Below are 15,924 nucleotides of genomic sequence, written 5' to 3'. Positions count from 1 at the left end.
GTTCAGGCGGCGCGGGCGGCGAGCGCTTCCGGCATCGGGCCGCCGGTCGCCCAGTCGATCAGCTCGATCGTGTGGACGATGGGCGTGCCGGTGCCGAGGCCGATCTGCACCATGCAGCCGATATTGCCGGCGGCGATGACGTCGGCCCCGGTGCGGGCGATGTTCTTCACCTTGCGCTCGCGCAGCCGGCCGGAGATTTCCGGCTGGAGCAGGTTGTAGGTGCCGGCCGAGCCGCAGCAGATGTGGGATTCCGGCACGTCCTTCACCGTGAACCCGGCCTTGCGCAGCAGGGTCTTCGGCAGGTCCGTGATCTTCTGGCCATGCTGCATCGAGCAGGCGGAGTGATAGGCGACCACGGGGTTCGTCGCGCGCGGGGCGACGGCGAGGTCGAGCGTCGCCAGATATTCCGTCACGTCCTTCGCCAGCGCCGAGACACGGGCCGCCTTCGCCGCATAGGCCGGGTCCTCGCGCAGCATGAAGCCGTAGTCCTTGATGGTGGTGCCGCAGCCCGACGCGGTGATCAGGATGGCGTCCAGCCCGCCGGCCTCGATCTCGGCCGACCAGGCATCGATGTTGCGGCGGGCGAACGCCAGGCCATCGTGCTCGCGGCCCATGTGGTGCACGAGCGCGCCGCAGCAGCCTTCGCCGCGGGGGGTGACGATCTCGATGCCGTGGCGCACCAGCACGCGTCGCGCCGCGGCGTTGATGCCGGGGTTCAGCACCGGCTGGGCACAGCCCTCCAGAATGGCGACGCGACCCTTCGCACCTGTTGCCGGGCGCGCCGGTCCGCGTGGCTGCGGCCGGGGCAGCCGCTTCGGCGCGAGCGCCAGCATGGCCGAGAGCCGCGTGCCGACCGCGGGCACGGCGGCGGCGAGGCCCGAGAGCGGGCGGGCGAGCCGCGCGGCCATGAGCGCGAGGCGGAACCGGCCGGGATAGGGCAGGATCTTCGCGAGCGTCGCCCGCAGCAGACGGTCGGTGAACGGCCGCTCGTAGGTGTTCTCGATATGGGCACGGGCGTGATCGACGAGGTGCGTGTAATGCACGCCCGAGGGGCACGTCGTCATGCAGGACAGGCACGAGAGGCAGCGGTCGACGTGGCGCACCACCTCCTCCGTCGCCGGCCGGCCGGATTCCAGCATGTCCTTGATGAGGTAGATGCGGCCGCGCGGCGAGTCGAGCTCGTCGCCGAGCAGGAGATAGGTCGGGCAGGTCGCCGTGCAGAAGCCGCAATGAACGCAGGCCCTGAGGATGCGCTCGGACGCCGCCGTCTGCGGGTCGGCCAGCTGGTCCGCGGTGAAGTTGGTCTGCATCGTTCCGTCTCCGGCGGCGCGAGGCTGTCGCCCACACCAAAATTCACGGCTATAATTTGCCGGCTTATGAACCGCTGTACATCCGGCCGGGATTGAGAATTCCGGCCGGATCGAAGCTCGCCTTCAGCCCGCGTGTGATCGCCATCAGCGGCTCGGACAGGGGTTCGAACACGTCGACCGACGTCCGCACCGCGTCGGGCGCCCGCACCAGCGTGGCGTGGCCGCCGAAGCCGCGGATGGCGGCGCGGACGATTGCCGCGCCCGCATCGCCCTGTGACGGCACGGCAAGCCAGGCCAGGCCACCGCCCCAGTCGTAGAACCAGGTCGCGCCGTCGATCCCGTCGCGGATGGCGGCGAGGGCGGCCGGGGAACGCGTCGCCGGCAGCGACAGCCGCCACACCGCATGGGCCGCGTCCGCCGCGACCGGCTCGCCGTCGCGGATCGCGCGCCACAGGGGATCGGCCGTCTCCACCGGCAGCCGGTCGGGTTGGCCGTGGCCTGCCAGCAGCGCGGCGAGGCCCTTCGCGCGGTGTTCCACGGAATAGGAGACCGCCTCGATCCGCAGCAGCGTCAGCGCGCGGCCGCCGTTGACCGGGGCCGGCAGATGGGCGGCGGCCGATATCTCGAACGGCGAGCCGAGCGCCGCGCTCATCAGCGCCACGGCGGCTTCATCGTCGAGGCCGTGCCAGCCGAGCGTCAGGCGCGCCTCCGGCCGCGGCAGCACCTTGAACACCACCTCGGTCAGGAGCCCGAGGGTGCCGAGCGCCCCGGCGGAGAGCTTGACGAGATCGAGCCCGGTGACGTTCTTCATCACCCGCCCGCCGGATTTCACCACCTCGCCGCGGCCGTTGACGAAGCGCACGCCGATCAGATGGTCGCGCGCGGCGCCGGCCTGCACCCGGCGCGGGCCGGAGACGTTGCCGGCGGCGACGGCGCCGATGGTGGGTTCGCCCGCGGTGCCGTAAAGCGCGCGATGGTCCATCGGCTCGAACGGCAGCATCTGGCCACGTTCGGCGAGGGCGGCCTCGATTTCGGCGAGCGGCGTGCCGGCGCGGGCGCCGATCACCAGTTCGGCCGGCTCGTAGAGCGTGATGCCCGCGAGCGCGGTCGTGGCGAGCGTGTCGGCGGCCTGGACGGGACGGCCGAGCCCGGCGCGCGTTCCGCCGCCGGCAAGCGCCAGCGGGCGCCTGTCGCCCATGGCGTCGCGGATGATGGCCGCGGCCTCGTCTTCGGTGGCGGGCGTGAACAGCGTCATGGCGGCCTTGCTTCGGAATTCCTTGTCGCGACGGCTTGTCTGGACGATCAGGCGTGCGGTCGGCGTTCGATGGGCAACCGCCCTTCAAGCGGGAAGACCTTGGCCGGATTGAGCAGCCAGTCCTCGTCGAACACGGCGCGCACCCGCATCTGCTGGGCGAGGTCCGTGGGGTTGAACTGGACCGTCATCAGATCGCGCTTCTCGATGCCGACGCCGTGCTCGCCGGTGAGGCAGCCGCCGACCTCGACGCAGAGCTTGAGGATGTCCTCGCCGGCGCGCTCGGCCTTTTCCTGCTCCACCGGATCGTTGCAGTTGAACAGGATCAGGGGGTGGAGGTTGCCGTCGCCGGCATGGAACACGTTGGCAACGCGCAGCCCGTGGGAGGCGACGATCTCGCTCATCCGCTCCAGCACCAGCGGCAGCTGTCCGGTCGGGATGGTGCCGTCCATGCAGATATAGTCGGCGATGCGCCCGGTCGCGCCGAAGGCGGATTTGCGCCCCTTCCAGATCGCCGCCGTCTCCATCGCGGACTTCGATTCGCGGATGGTCTCGACGCCATGGGCGCGGGCGATTTCGACGATGCGGGCCAGCGTCGCATCCATCTCCGCCTCGGATCCCTCCACCTCGATGATGAGGAGGGCGCCGGCATCGAGGGGGTAGCCGGCGTTGGCGAAGGCCTCGCAGATCTCGATGGCGAGCTTGTCCATGAATTCCATGGCGACGGGAATGATGCCGGCGCCGATGATGGCGGCAACGCAGGCCCCGGCCTCCTCGCTGGTCCGGAAGCCGAACAGCACCGGCCGCGCCCCCTCCGGCGCCGGCAGGATGCGCACGGTCGCCTCCGTGACGATACCGAGCTGGCCTTCGGAGCCGATGACGAGGCCGAGCAGGTCGAGGCCGGGCGCGTCCATCGCCGGCCCGCCGATCTCCACCACCGTGCCGTCGACGAGCACCATGGTGACGCCGAGAACGTTGTTGGTGGTGACGCCGTATTTCAGGCAATGGGCGCCGCCGGAGTTCATGCCGATATTGCCGGCGATGGTGCAGGCGAGCTGGGACGACGGGTCCGGCGCGTAGAAGAACCCGTCCGGGGCCACCGCGCCGGTGATGGCGAGGTTGGTGACGCCCGCTTCGACCCGCATGGTGCGGTTGGGAAAATCGACGTCGAGGATGCGGTTGAGCTTGGCGACGCCGATCACGACGGCGTCTTCCTGGGGGATCGCACCGCCGGCGAGCGAGGTTCCGGCTCCGCGCGGCACGACCTTGATTCCTTCCCGGTGGCAGAAGGCCAGCACCGCGCTGACCTCGGCGGTGGAGCGCGGCAGGACGACGGCGAGCGGCATGCGGCGGTAGGCGGTCAGAGCGTCCGTTTCGAAGGCGCGGCGCTCGTTTTCGGTGGTGACGAGGCACTCCGGAGGCACCAGCCGGGATAGGCCGGCGACGATCTCGTCGCGGCGGGCGAGAATCGCGGAATCGGGCACCGGAAAGGCTATGGCGGTCATCGGCTTTCCTCCCGCCCGGCGCGCGAGGTCGCGTCGCACCGTGGCTGATGCCGGCGAGTGCCGGCGCGATCATTCCGGGCAGCTTCGTCGCGGCGCCGTGCGGCGATGCGTGCCTGCCCTGTCGTTGTTTTCTGTCCGCCCGATCGGGCCGTCGTCGCTGTCCGGGCGTCCGTGAGCCACAATGGCGAAAGCCGGTCCGCGCGGCCAGCCCCCTCGCCGTCGTTACACCTTTGCCGTGGCGGCAAGAACGGCCAGCGCTGCCGCGTCCCGGCGCCCTGTTGCGAGCAGGCGTTCCGTTTCTATTAGGCGCCCTGGGGCGATCAGGCGTTCTGCTGCACCAGCAGGCTCGCCGCGGCGAGGTCTTCGAGCGAGGCGCCGACCGATTTGAACACCGTGATCTCCGCGGGGTCGGTCCGGCCGGCCCGGGTGCCGCGGCAGAGTTCGAACAGGTCGACCTTGATGCGGGCCATGTCCAGCACGCCGGAGGCGAGCGGCTGGATCAGGTCGCCGGCCTCGCTCAGTGCGCCCTCGCGGGTGTCGACGGCCACGAAGGTGGCGCGCTCGAACACGGCATCATCAGCCTCGCGCATATCCGGCCGGAAGCCGCCGACGAGATCGACGTGGGTGCCGGGCGACAGCGCCGCGCCGGGAATGATGGGCGCGGTGGCGAGCGTCGCGGCGGTGACGATGTCGGCGCCGGCGACCGCGCGCTCGGGATCGGCGCCGACTTCCACGCAGAGCGGAAGGTGCGCGAAGCGCTGGACGAACCGCCGGGTGCGCTCGGGATCGCGCCCGACCACGCGCACCGCCTCGATCGGGAACAGCGCCGCGTAGGCTTCGATCAGATTCGCGGCGACGTTGCCGGTGCCGAACACGGTGAGCGTCGCGGAATCGGGACGGGCGAGAAAGGTCGCCGCCAGCACCGAGGCGGCCGCGGTGCGCCGCGGCGTGAGTTCGCCGCCGTCGATCTGCGCCAGCATCGCCCCGGTCGTGCCGTCGCTGAGAATGTAGGCGGCGGAGATCGCGCTGAGCCCGCGAGCGGCGTTGCCGGGAAAGACGTTGACGAACTTGACGCCGATCGGACCGCCTGGACGCCATGCCGGCATCAGCAGGAGTGTCGCCGGCGGGCCGTCAGCGGTCTCGATGGTGTAGTGCGGGCGCGGCGGGCTTTCGCAGCCGGTCACGAACATCTCGCGCAGCGCCGCGACGAGCGCGGGCCACGGCAGGCCGTTCCTGACTGCTTCAGCATCGAAAACCTTCATGTCTGCCTCGCTTCGCATGTCCGGCAGACCGAACGGCCGCGCCGCCGGAGAACCCGGTTCAATGAGGTTCGTTTTCGGGGCGCCTGCGATACGGGTCAAGGCCGCCGTCGGGCGGCCTTCGGCGTATGGCCGCTCATGTCGGACCCGGCATCGGCCGGCATCCGCGCGTAGAACAGCGGCGCCAGCATCGAGATCGCGGCGATGACGACGAAGGCGACCGAGAAATCCGGCAGGGCGAGTTGCTCTGCGGTGCGGCCGCCGAGCGCCACCGAGCCGGCGAGCGCGGCCGTGGCGGTGCAGACGCCGAGCGACAGCATGATCTGCTGCACGGTGGTGTAGAGGCTGGTGGCGGCGCTCATCCTGTCCGAGGGCAGGTCGGCATAGGCCACCGTGTTGCAGGCGGTGAAGATCAGCGACTGCAGGAAGCCGGCGATCACCAGCACCGCGTAGATCGCGGCAAGCGGCCAGTCCGGCCGGAAGGCGCCGATGAGGGCGATGGCGGCGCTCGAGAACACCGCGTTCCAGATCATGGACTGGCGGAAACCCCACTTCCGCAGGATCGGCCGGGCGACGATCTTCATCGACAGCGCACCGGCCGAACTCGCCAGCGTGACGAGGCCGCTTTCGACCGCGCTCATGCCGAAGCCGATCTGCATCATCAGCGGCAGCAGGAAGGGCAGGGCGCCCCCCGAAATGCGGGTGAGGGAACCGCCATAGACCGAGGCCGCGAAGGTGTTCACCTTCATCAGCCGGAGGTCGAGGATGGGATGGGGATGGCGGCGGGCGTGCATCACGTAGAGGATCGCGAAGATCACCGCGACGCCGATCAGGCAGAACGCGACCTCGTCAGAACCGGCGCGCCGGCTCAGGGTTTCCAGCCCGAACACCAGCGAGGCCAGCGACAGGCCGGACAGGACGAAGCCGAAGCTGTCGAACCGGCCGGGCGCGGGCCCCCTCACGTCCTCGATGAACGAGAACGCGCAGAGGATGCCGATGATCGCCAGCGGCAGGTTGGCGTAGAACGCCCAGTGCCAGGAGAGATAGGTGGCGAAGAAGCCGCCGACGACCGGGCCGACCATCGGGCCGACCAGTCCCGGCACCGTCATCCAGGCCATGGCGGCGACGAAGTCGCGCTTGTGGACGCTCTGCAGCAGCACGAGCCGGCCGACGGGCATCATCATGGCCCCGCCAATGCCCTGAACGAGCCGGGCGAACACCAGGACCCCGAGATTGCCCGACCACGCGCACATCAGCGAGCCGAGGGCGAACAGGCCCATCGCGGTCGCGAACACATTGCGCGAGCCGAACCGGTCGGCCACGAAGCCGCTTGCCGGAATGAACACCGCGAGCGCGATCAGATAGGACGTCAGCGCCACGCTCATGTGCAGGACAGAGACGCCGAAATCCTGCGCCATGCTCGGTAGCGCGGTGGTCAGGATCGTCGCGTCCAGATGCTCCATGAACAGAGCGCCGGCAATGATGACCGCCGTGATGCGGTAGCTGGGGCGTCTGCCGGCGCCGTGGGAAAACCCGTCTGCGGAATGGTCGACCATCGCGGCAACGCGCCTTCATACGCCCGCGCGGCATTGGCCGGCGCAGGGGGCCGCGGTGTGCTGTCGGCTTCGGGCGGGCACGACGCGGGGGAAGAGGAAGCGGAACAACAGGGCTGGCGCGGCAGATACGTCCTTTGCCGGCAGGCCACGGGCGTTATCGCGCCGGCCGCGTTCCACCGCAAGATTGGGCGCTGCATGGCAGCGCCGCCATCCGGCACAAGTTTGCATATGTCGCAAGTCCTTCGGCGCCCGCAGGGCGGCAGCGAAATGCCGCGCCCGCGGGCCGGCGATCGCCGCGCTTCCCGCGTGCATCGTCGCGCGACGTGATTAAAATGTTTGCAACGTTCGATGGCACGTCCCGCCGTCGCAGCGGCGGCGCCTCCCGATTGCCGTCCGCACCGCAGCCTTCCCCGCCGCGACACGAAAGCGGCAAGAAACTTGAATGGACCATGCCGGCCCCGGCTTGCTCGCGACCTGCGTTTGCGCGGGCTGCGGAGAAGGCCGGCTTCTTCATCCAGGAGTGATTCGACGATGTCGCTGCATCCGGTTTCGACGCTGAACGACGTGCAACAGGTCGGCGGCCAGGAGGAAGACAAGGCCCTTCGCGACACCATCCGCCGGCTGGGGCGGCTCCTGGGCGATACGGTGCGCGAACACCGCGGCGAGCGCATCTTCGATATCGTCGAGCACATCCGGCAGATGTCGGTGCGGTTCCATCGCGGCGACGACGAGACCGCGCGCGGCGAGCTGGAGGCGATGCTCTCCGGGCTGACGGCGGACGACGCGGTGCCGATCGTGCGCGCCTTCGCCTATTTCTCCCATCTCGCCAACATCGCCGAGGACCAGCACAACCAGCGCCGCCGGCGCGATCTGGCGCTGGCCGGCGCGTCGCCCGCGCGCGGCACGCTCGCCGAGGCGCTCGGCCGGGCGACGGCGGCGGGCCTCAAGCCGGACGAGCTGCGGGCCTTCTTCGATGCCGCCCTGATCAGCCCGGTGCTGACCGCGCATCCGACCGAGGTGCGCCGCAAGAGCACGCTCGACCGCGAGATGGAGATCGCGGCGCTGATCGCCGACGAGGGGCGCGTGCGGCTGACGCCGGACGAGGCGGCCGAGCGCGACGAGGCGCTGGAGCGGGCGGTGCTGACGCTGTGGCAGACCAACATGCTGCGCCAGACCAAGCTGACGGTGCTCGACGAGGTGGCGAACGGCGTCTCCTATTACGGCTCCACCTTCCTCAAGGCGTTGCCGAAGCTCTATGCGACGCTGGAGGACGCGCTTGCGACCCTCGACGGCAAGGATGCCGTGGTCGCGGGCGAGGAGATCGCCTCGTTCCTGCGGATGGGAAGCTGGATCGGCGGCGACCGCGACGGCAACCCCTTCGTTACCGCCGAGGTGCTGCGTCAGACGGTGAAGATGCATTCCCGGCGGGCGTTCCGGTTCTATCTCGACGAGCTGAACACGCTCGGCGGCGAACTCTCCATCGCCGAGGACGTGATCCCGGCGACGGCGGCCCTGATGGAGCTCGCGGCGGCCTCGCCGGATACCTCCGCCCACCGCCGCGGCGAGCCCTACCGGCTGGCGCTCAGCGGCATCTATGCGCGCGTCTACGCCACCGCCGACGCGCTCGACTGCCTCGACGGCGCCCGGCCGCCGGTGAGTGCTGCGCCGGCCTACCGCTCGGCGGAGGACTTCGCCGCCGACCTCGCCGTGATCGATGCCTCGCTCAAGGCCTACAACGCCAAGATCCTCGCCCGGGGGCGGCTGCGCACCCTGCGCCGCGCGCTCGACTGCTTCGGCTTCCACCTGACGAGCCTCGACCTCAGGCAGAACTCAGCCGTCCACGAGCGCACGGTGGCCGAGCTGTTCGAGGCGGTGGAGCCCGGAACCCGCTATCTCGATCTCGGCGAGGAGGAGCGCATCGCCATCCTCGTGGACGAACTCGGCACCGAGCGGCTGCTGAGTTCGCCGTTCGTCGACTATACCGACGAGACCCGGGGCGAGATGGAGATCTTCCGCGCCGCCGCCGCCGCCAAGGCCGCTTATGGCGACTGGGTCATCACCACCTGCATCATCTCCATGACGCAGGGCGTGTCGGATCTGCTCGAACTCGCGCTGCTTCTGAAAGAGGTGGGCATCGTCCGCCCCCGGGATGGGTCCGGCGTCCGCTCGGGCGTGCACCTCGTGCCGCTGTTCGAGACCATCGAGGACCTGCGCAATTCCGCGGGCGTGATGGACGCGCTCTTGTCGCTGCCGGCCTATCGCGAGCTGGTGCGCAGCCGCGGCGACGTGCAGGAGGTGATGCTCGGCTATTCCGACAGCAACAAGGACGGCGGCTTCGTCACGTCGGGCTGGGAACTCTACAAGGCCGAGATCGGGCTGATCGAGGTGTTCCGGCGCCATGGCGTGCGGCTGCGGCTGTTCCACGGCCGCGGCGGCTCGGTCGGCCGCGGCGGCGGCCCGAGCTTCGACGCGATCCTCGCCCAGCCGGGCGGGGCGGTGGACGGCCAGATCCGCATCACCGAGCAGGGCGAGATCATCTCCTCCAAATACGCCAATCCGGAGGTCGGCCGGGCGAATCTCGAGATCCTCGCCGCCGCCACCCTCGACGCCGCGCTGCTTCAGCCCAAGCACAGCGCGCCGGACGAGAGCTACCTGACGGCGATGGAAGAGATTTCGGACGCGGCGTTCCGCGCCTATCGCGGCCTCGTCTACGAGACGCCGGGATTCGAGACCTATTTCTGGGAATCGACCGTGATCTCCGAGATCGCCACCCTCAATATCGGCTCCCGGCCCGCGGCCCGGCGCAAGACCCGCCGCATCGAGGACCTGCGCGCCATTCCCTGGGTGTTCTCCTGGGCGCAGTGCCGGCTGATGCTGCCGGGCTGGTACGGCTTCGGCAGCGCGATCAACGCCTGGCTCGCCGCGAATCCCGAACGGGGCTACCCGTTCCTGAAGGCGATGTACCGGGAATGGCCGTTCTTCCGCACCCAGCTTTCCAACATGGACATGGTGCTCGCCAAGAGCAGCATCGCCATCGCCTCGCGCTATGCCGAGCTGGTGGAGGACGAGGAGCTGCGCGCCGCCATCTTCCCGCGCATCGAAGCGGAATGGCGCGCGTCCATCGAGGCCTTGAAGACCATCATGGGCCATACGAGGCTTCTTGAGGACAATCCGCTGCTGGAGCGCTCGATCCGCCACCGCTTCCCCTACATGGACCCGCTGAACCATGTGCAGGTGGAGCTTCTGAAGCAGCACCGGACCGAGGGCGAAACCAACGCCAACGTCTTGACGGGCATCCAGCTCACGATCAACGGTATCTCCGCCGGCCTGCGAAACAGCGGCTAGGAGCGCTTTCCGATCTGATGGAATCATCAGATCGACCAGAAATCGCTCCAGATTCAAAAGCTTGAGCATATCCTTGTCGTTCAGATCGCTCCGATCTGAACGGGATATGCTCTAAAGCGCTTTCCGATCGGGAGGAAAGCGCCCGCCCGTGAAGCCCGGCGTCTTTCCGTTAGCGCGGGCAGGCGTCGCAGCGCCGCGACCCTACCGGGCGGCTGTGACGGGCGAGGCCGGGCGCCCGCGTGGGCGTGCCGACCGGTGGTGCGAGAAGCGATGGTGAACGGTCTGAATCTGGCCCCGGAGGCTTCCGCGCCGGTCCTCGACGATCCCAAAACGGCGATGCGCCGGCGGGTGGCGGATTATGCCGTCGCGATCGCCGGCCCGGCGGTGGCGATCGCGGCTTCGAGCGTCCTCGGTGCCGCGGCCGTCGGCGGTGCAGTCTTCCTGTTCCTGGGCGTCGCCGTGGTGATCGCGGCGGGGCGTGGCGTCGGACCGGGGATCGTGGCCATCGCCGCCAGCCTCGTCGCCGGGCCGGCCTGGCTCTACCACGGCGTGGGGTTCACCGGCGCCGACACCGCCGTCGTCACCGCGTTCGTGATCGGCTGTGCCGCCGCGCTCAGGATCGCGCTGCGGCTCGAAGGCGAGCGCCGCATCGCGGCGGCGCGCACACGCACGCTGCTGGCACGCGAGGCCCATCTGCAGTCGATCCTCGACACCGTGCCCGAGGCCACGATCGTGATCGACGCCAAGGGCACGATGCGCTCGTTCTCGCCCGCCGCGGTGCGGCTGTTCGGCTACACGCCGGAGGAGGCGGTCGGCCGCAATGTCAGCCTGCTGATGCCGACGCCGAACCGGGAGAACCACGACAATTATCTCAGCCGCTATCTTGCGACCGGCGAACGCCGCATCATCGGCATCGGCCGCGTGGTCGCCGGCGAGCGCAAGGACGGCAGCACCTTCCCGATGGAACTCACCGTCGGCGAGATGCGCTCGCCGGACGGCCGGTTCTTCACCGGCTTCGTCCGCGATCTGACGGAGCGCCAGGAAACCGAGGCGCGGCTGCAGGAACTCCAGACCGAACTCGTCCACATGTCGCGGCTGACGGCGATGGGCGAGATGGCCTCCACCCTCGCCCACGAACTCAACCAGCCGCTGTCGGCGATCGCCAACTATCTCAAGGGCTCCCGCCGGATCCTGGAGAAGAGCCCAGACAGTCACGCCCCGATGCTGCGCGACGCGCTGGAGAAGGCCGCGGAACAGGCGCTGCGCGCCGGTCAGATCATCCGCCGCCTGCGAGAATTCGTCACGCGCGGCGAGAGCGAGCGCCGGGTGGAAGCGCTCGGCAAGCTGATCGAGGAGGCGAGCGCGCTCGCCCTCGTCGGCGCCAAGGAACTCGGAATCCGCGTGCGGTTCGTCTTCAACCCGGCGAGCGACCTCGTCATGGTCGACAAGGTACAGATCCAGCAGGTACTCCTCAACCTGATCCGCAATGCGGTGGAAGCAATGGCGGACAGCGAGAAGCGCGATCTTGTCGTCTACACCGCTCCGGCGGAGGAGGATATGATCGCCGTCAAGGTCGCGGACACCGGTCCCGGCCTTGCGGAGGAGGTCAGAGAGCAGTTGTTCCAGCCGTTCGTCACCACCAAGCGCCACGGCATGGGTGTCGGTCTTTCGATCTCGCGAACGATCATCGAAGCCCATGGCGGCCGGATATGGACGGAACCAAATCCGGGCGGGGGAACGGTCTTCAGCTTCACTCTGCGATCCGTGACGGCCGAGGATCTTGCCGATGAGTCTTGATGCGCAGGGCCGCGACGGCCACAGGCCCGGGGCGGGGCATTCCCCGCTCGTTCATGTCATCGACGACGACGATGCGGTGCGCGATTCGCTGTCCTTCCTGCTCGCGAGCGCCGGTTTCGCCGTTTCCGCCCACGAATCGGCGACCGCCTTCCTCGATGTGCTGCCGCGCCTGCCGGCGGACAGCGGCTGCATCATCACCGACGTGCGCATGCCCGGCCTCAGCGGCCTCGACCTCCTGCAGCGCCTGAAGGACGTCGGCCTCACCATCCCGGTCATTGTCGTCACCGGCCACGGCGACGTGCCGCTCGCGGTCGAAGCCATGAAAAGCGGGGCGTTCGACTTCTTCGAGAAGCCGTTCGACGACGACATCCTCCTGTCGGCGGTGGAAGCGGCGCTCGATCTCAACGAGCGCAACAGCCGCCGGCGCGTCGAGCAGGCGGAAATCGAGGTGCGGCTGTCCGCGCTGACCACCCGCGAGCGCCAGGTCCTGGAAGGGCTCGTCGTCGGGCAGGTCAACAAGACCATCGCCTTCGATCTCGGCATCTCGCCGCGAACCGTCGAGATCTACCGCGCCAACGTCATGACCAAGATGCAGGCGGCCAGCCTGTCGGATCTGGTGCGCATGGCGCTGACCGCCTCGATCATCCCGACCGACGATCTCTCGCGGAGCTGATGCGGGTCCGGCCCTCTCGCCCGCGGACGTCGCTCTCCTGGAATCGACCTTCGCTCCCTGTGCTGTTGAGTTAGATCAAGGCGGTACAATTCCCCTTGGGATGTGCTGAAGGCGACTTGCGAGCCGGGGGGGCATCGGCAGGCGGTGAAGGGGATCGAGGCGTGCATGAGTGGACGGCCATGAGCGCCGGCATCGAGGCCGATATCGCGGGGGGGCACGAACGGCGCCTGGTCGTCATCGTCGACGACGATCCCGCCGTCTGTCACTCGCTGCGGTTCGCGCTCGAGATCGAAGGCTACGAGGTGCGGCTCTACAACGACGCCGACGCCTTTCTCGCGGAGCACCCCCGCCCCGGCGACGGCTGTCTGGTGATCGATTATCACCTTCCCGGCATGAACGGCCTCGACCTCGTCGCTCACGCCCGGGCGATCCAGCCGGACGTCTGCGCCATCCTGATCACGACCGAACCGACCAGCCGCGTCCGGGCCCAGGCCGTAGCGGCCGGCGTGCCGATCGTGGAGAAGCCGTTGTTCGGCAATACGCTCGCCGAGGCTATCCGGCGCTCGTTTCCGGCCATGCCACCGCCCCTCGGCGCCTGAGGATCCGCCGCGCCGGCGGTGAAACGGCCGGTTAACCAACGCAACAGATCGCGGCGGCTCCGGCCGTGTCCGCTCGGGGAGGGCGCCTGCCGAAAGGTTGGCAATTGCCGCCGGCATGCTAGCGTGCGGGCATGAAAAGCGACCGCGACCCTGCCGACATGCCCACCCGCGTTCCCTCGCAGCCAGCGGAAGCCGGCGCAGAGGCCGCGTCCCAGACGCCCGGCCGCACTGCCCTGGTGGCCTTCAGCCGACGCGCGTTCGTCGCCGGCCTCCCGCTGCTGGCAGCCGCCTGCATCAGCCGACCTGCGAGCTACGACATCCGCACGGATCCGCGCTATATCGCGGCTTACGGACCGATGCCGAACGAGCGCTTCCCGATCCCGGCCGTCAACATCGCCCGGATCGAGCCGCAATTCCTGCGCCGCGTGGTGGACTTCACCGGCGACGAAGCGCCCGGCACCATCGTGATCGAGACCGAGCACCGCTTCCTCTATCTGGTGCTGGAGCCGGGCAAGGCGCTGCGCTACGGCATCGGCGTCGGCAAGGAGGGCATGGCGTTCCGCGGCCGTGCCGTGATCGGCCGCAAGGCCGAATGGCCGAACTGGACGCCGACCCGCAACATGATGGCCCTGAACCCGGACCTTCGCGCCTATGCCGGCGGCATGGGACCCGGTCTCGGCAATCCGCTCGGCGCCCGCGCGCTCTATCTCGCCCGGGGTGGCCGGGAGACCAACTACCGCATCCATGGCACCAACGAGCCCTGGACCATCGGCCACGCCGTTTCCTCCGGCTGCATCCGCATGATCAACCAGGACGTGATCGATCTCTACAATCGCGTTCCGGTGGGCACCAAGGTCGTGGTGCTCGAATAAGCCTTCGGCGGCCGGCGCCTTCGCGGCCCCGGTCGCGCCGTCTCAGTCCGCGAAGGCCGCGTGCGTCTCGCGCCGGGAGGAGCCGCGCATCGGCATCTCCTTCATGAGAATGAGGAACAGCAGCGAGCAGGCGAAGCCGAGCGCAGCGGCCGCGAACACGTGCGGAAACACCGACAGGAGTTCGCGCGGCGTCAGCGAGGCCGCGCTGACGCCCTCCGTTCCGCCGAGCGCCGCCCGCCCCGAATCGGCCAGCACGATCGCGCCGAACGCCGCCACGATGATGGCGCCGCCGAGCTGGCGGAAGAAGTTCATCAGCCCCGTGGCGGTGCCGAGCTGGTGAGGCTCGACCGCGTTCTGGACCGCGATCGTGGTGACCGGCAGCACGGTGCCGAGCCCGAGGCCGATGACAGCGGTGGTGACGCCGACGAGCCAGACCGGCATGACGGTCGCGAACGTGGCCATCATCGCCGTGGCAACGACCGCGAGCACGAGCCCGGCAATGGGAATGCGCTTGTACCGGGCGACCATCGTAATCGCGCGGCCGGCGATGGTGGCGCCCACCACGGTGGAGACCATCAGCGGCATCATCGCGAGACCGGAGCCGGAGGCGTTGAGGCCGAGGCCGATCTCGAAATAGACCGGCAGGTAGATGCTGAGGCCGATGAAGGTGCCCATGCCGAAGCAGGCGGCCGCCGTGCCCATGCACACCACGCCGTTGCGCAGAAGGGCGGCCGGGATCAGCGGCTCGTCCGCCCGCGCGAGCCTGACGGCGAACAGCACCGAGAACACCAGGGCGACGGCGAACGCCGACAGCACCGGCGCGGACGACCACGGCATCCGCACGCCGCCCCAGCTCAGCCCCAGCATCAGCGCGATGGTGGCGACCGTCATCAGGACGGCGCCGAGCACGTCGAGGCGGTGCGGGCGGTGGTTGATCGGAAGCTTCCGCAGCGCCTTGCCGGCGAGGAGATAGGCGGCCGCGCCGAGCGGCACGTTGATCCAGAAGATCACCGACCAGTGCAGGTGCTCCGACAGGAAGCCGCCGAGCACCGGGCCGGCGAGGCTCGAGGTCATGAACACGCCGGCGATATAGACCTGATAGCGCGCCCGCTCCTTCGGGGGCAGCACGTCGGCGATGATGGTCTGGGCGAGCGAGATCAGTCCGCCGCCGCCGAGACCCTGGACCGCGCGGGCGACGATCAGCACCAGCATGCTCGGAGCCACCGCGCAGGCGATGGAGCCGATAACGAAGGTGGCAATGCCGATAAGCAGCGCGGTCCGGCGCCCGTGGATGTCGCTGAACTTGCCGTAGAGCGGCGTCACCGCGGTCGCCGCCAGCAGGTACGCCGTCACCACCCACGGCATGTCGTCCATGTCGCCGAGAGAATGGCCGATCGTCGGCAGGGCCGTTGCCACGATTGTCTGGTCGAGCGCGGCCAGCAGCATCGCCAGCATGATCCCGATCAGGATCGACCGGATATCGGCGTGGGAAAGCTGCACGGGGGCACTTGCGGAGGGGCGGGATGCGGTCTGGGTCATGGTGTCTGAGCTTCAGGCAGTCTGAGCGACGTCGCGCGAGGGCATGTTTCCCCCGAGACGCTCCGCGGCATCAGGAACGGCTCGCCGGAACGGGCCGCTTCCGCCTCCGGCAAGACTGAGAAGGAGGTGAACGGCGCAGGTGGGCGGGGACGTCGATATGACGGCAAGATAATAACGGACGCGTATCAATGTGATGTCGGCGGCGATATTGTGTCCG

Annotated in this window: 11 protein-coding genes; 5 read left to right on the top strand and 6 right to left on the bottom strand. The window is 69.2% G+C overall.

Going from position 1 to position 15,924, the window contains the following annotated elements:
* Positions 1-2: 2 nt before the first annotated feature.
* The 5 genes from glcF to BUF17_RS09325 all read right to left on the bottom strand — a co-directional run bounded on the left by glcF (position 3) and on the right by BUF17_RS09325 (position 6,882).
* On the bottom strand, positions 3-1,310 hold the full coding sequence (gene glcF / locus BUF17_RS09345) for a glycolate oxidase subunit GlcF (RefSeq protein WP_073627863.1): 1,308 nt from the start codon (positions 1,308-1,310) through the stop codon (positions 3-5).
* Positions 1,311-1,374: 64 nt separating this feature from the next.
* A complete protein-coding gene (gene glcE, locus BUF17_RS09340; protein WP_073627862.1) occupies positions 1,375-2,565 on the bottom strand; it encodes a glycolate oxidase subunit GlcE in 1,191 nt (396 codons plus the stop codon).
* A 47-nt stretch (positions 2,566-2,612) separates the two neighbouring features.
* Positions 2,613-4,067, bottom strand: a complete 1,455-nt coding sequence (locus BUF17_RS09335) for an FAD-linked oxidase C-terminal domain-containing protein (protein ID WP_073627861.1) — start codon at positions 4,065-4,067, stop codon at positions 2,613-2,615.
* A gap of 320 nt (positions 4,068-4,387) precedes the next feature.
* The gene (gene lhpI / locus BUF17_RS09330; protein WP_073627860.1) at positions 4,388-5,329 is read right to left on the bottom strand and encodes a bifunctional Delta(1)-pyrroline-2-carboxylate/Delta(1)-piperideine-2-carboxylate reductase; all 942 of its coding nucleotides are present in this window, start codon (positions 5,327-5,329) and stop codon (positions 4,388-4,390) included.
* 95 nt (positions 5,330-5,424) lie between these two features.
* Positions 5,425-6,882: an MFS transporter gene (locus BUF17_RS09325; RefSeq protein WP_073627859.1), complete on the bottom strand. Its 1,458-nt coding sequence runs from the start codon at positions 6,880-6,882 to the stop codon at positions 5,425-5,427.
* Between the two features lie 531 nt (positions 6,883-7,413).
* Between BUF17_RS09325 and ppc the strand changes: the two genes are divergently transcribed.
* From ppc to BUF17_RS09300, 5 genes are all read left to right on the top strand, one after another.
* On the top strand, positions 7,414-10,227 hold the full coding sequence (gene ppc, locus BUF17_RS09320) for a phosphoenolpyruvate carboxylase (protein WP_073627858.1): 2,814 nt from the start codon (positions 7,414-7,416) through the stop codon (positions 10,225-10,227).
* A gap of 270 nt (positions 10,228-10,497) precedes the next feature.
* On the top strand, positions 10,498-12,024 hold the full coding sequence (locus BUF17_RS09315) for a PAS domain-containing sensor histidine kinase (protein WP_084564326.1): 1,527 nt from the start codon (positions 10,498-10,500) through the stop codon (positions 12,022-12,024).
* Positions 12,014-12,697: a response regulator FixJ gene (gene fixJ, locus BUF17_RS09310; protein ID WP_073627857.1), complete on the top strand. Its 684-nt coding sequence runs from the start codon at positions 12,014-12,016 to the stop codon at positions 12,695-12,697. Before BUF17_RS09315 ends, fixJ begins: the two co-directional genes overlap by 11 nt.
* Before the next feature lie 179 nt (positions 12,698-12,876).
* Positions 12,877-13,296, top strand: coding sequence for a response regulator transcription factor (locus BUF17_RS09305; RefSeq protein WP_073627856.1), 420 nt, complete (start codon positions 12,877-12,879; stop codon positions 13,294-13,296).
* A gap of 131 nt (positions 13,297-13,427) precedes the next feature.
* On the top strand, positions 13,428-14,168 hold the full coding sequence (locus BUF17_RS09300; RefSeq protein ID WP_244530825.1) for a L,D-transpeptidase: 741 nt from the start codon (positions 13,428-13,430) through the stop codon (positions 14,166-14,168).
* A 42-nt stretch (positions 14,169-14,210) separates the two neighbouring features.
* Here BUF17_RS09300 and BUF17_RS09295 read toward each other — a convergent pair whose 3' ends face one another.
* Positions 14,211-15,707, bottom strand: a complete 1,497-nt coding sequence (locus BUF17_RS09295) for an MDR family MFS transporter (protein WP_073627855.1) — start codon at positions 15,705-15,707, stop codon at positions 14,211-14,213.
* Positions 15,708-15,924: the final 217 nt, after the last annotated feature.

It is taken from the genome of Pseudoxanthobacter soli DSM 19599 (assembly GCF_900148505.1).
GTDB lineage: Bacteria > Pseudomonadota > Alphaproteobacteria > Rhizobiales > Segnochrobactraceae > Pseudoxanthobacter > Pseudoxanthobacter soli.
This window is presented reverse-complemented; position numbering and strand designations above follow the sequence as displayed.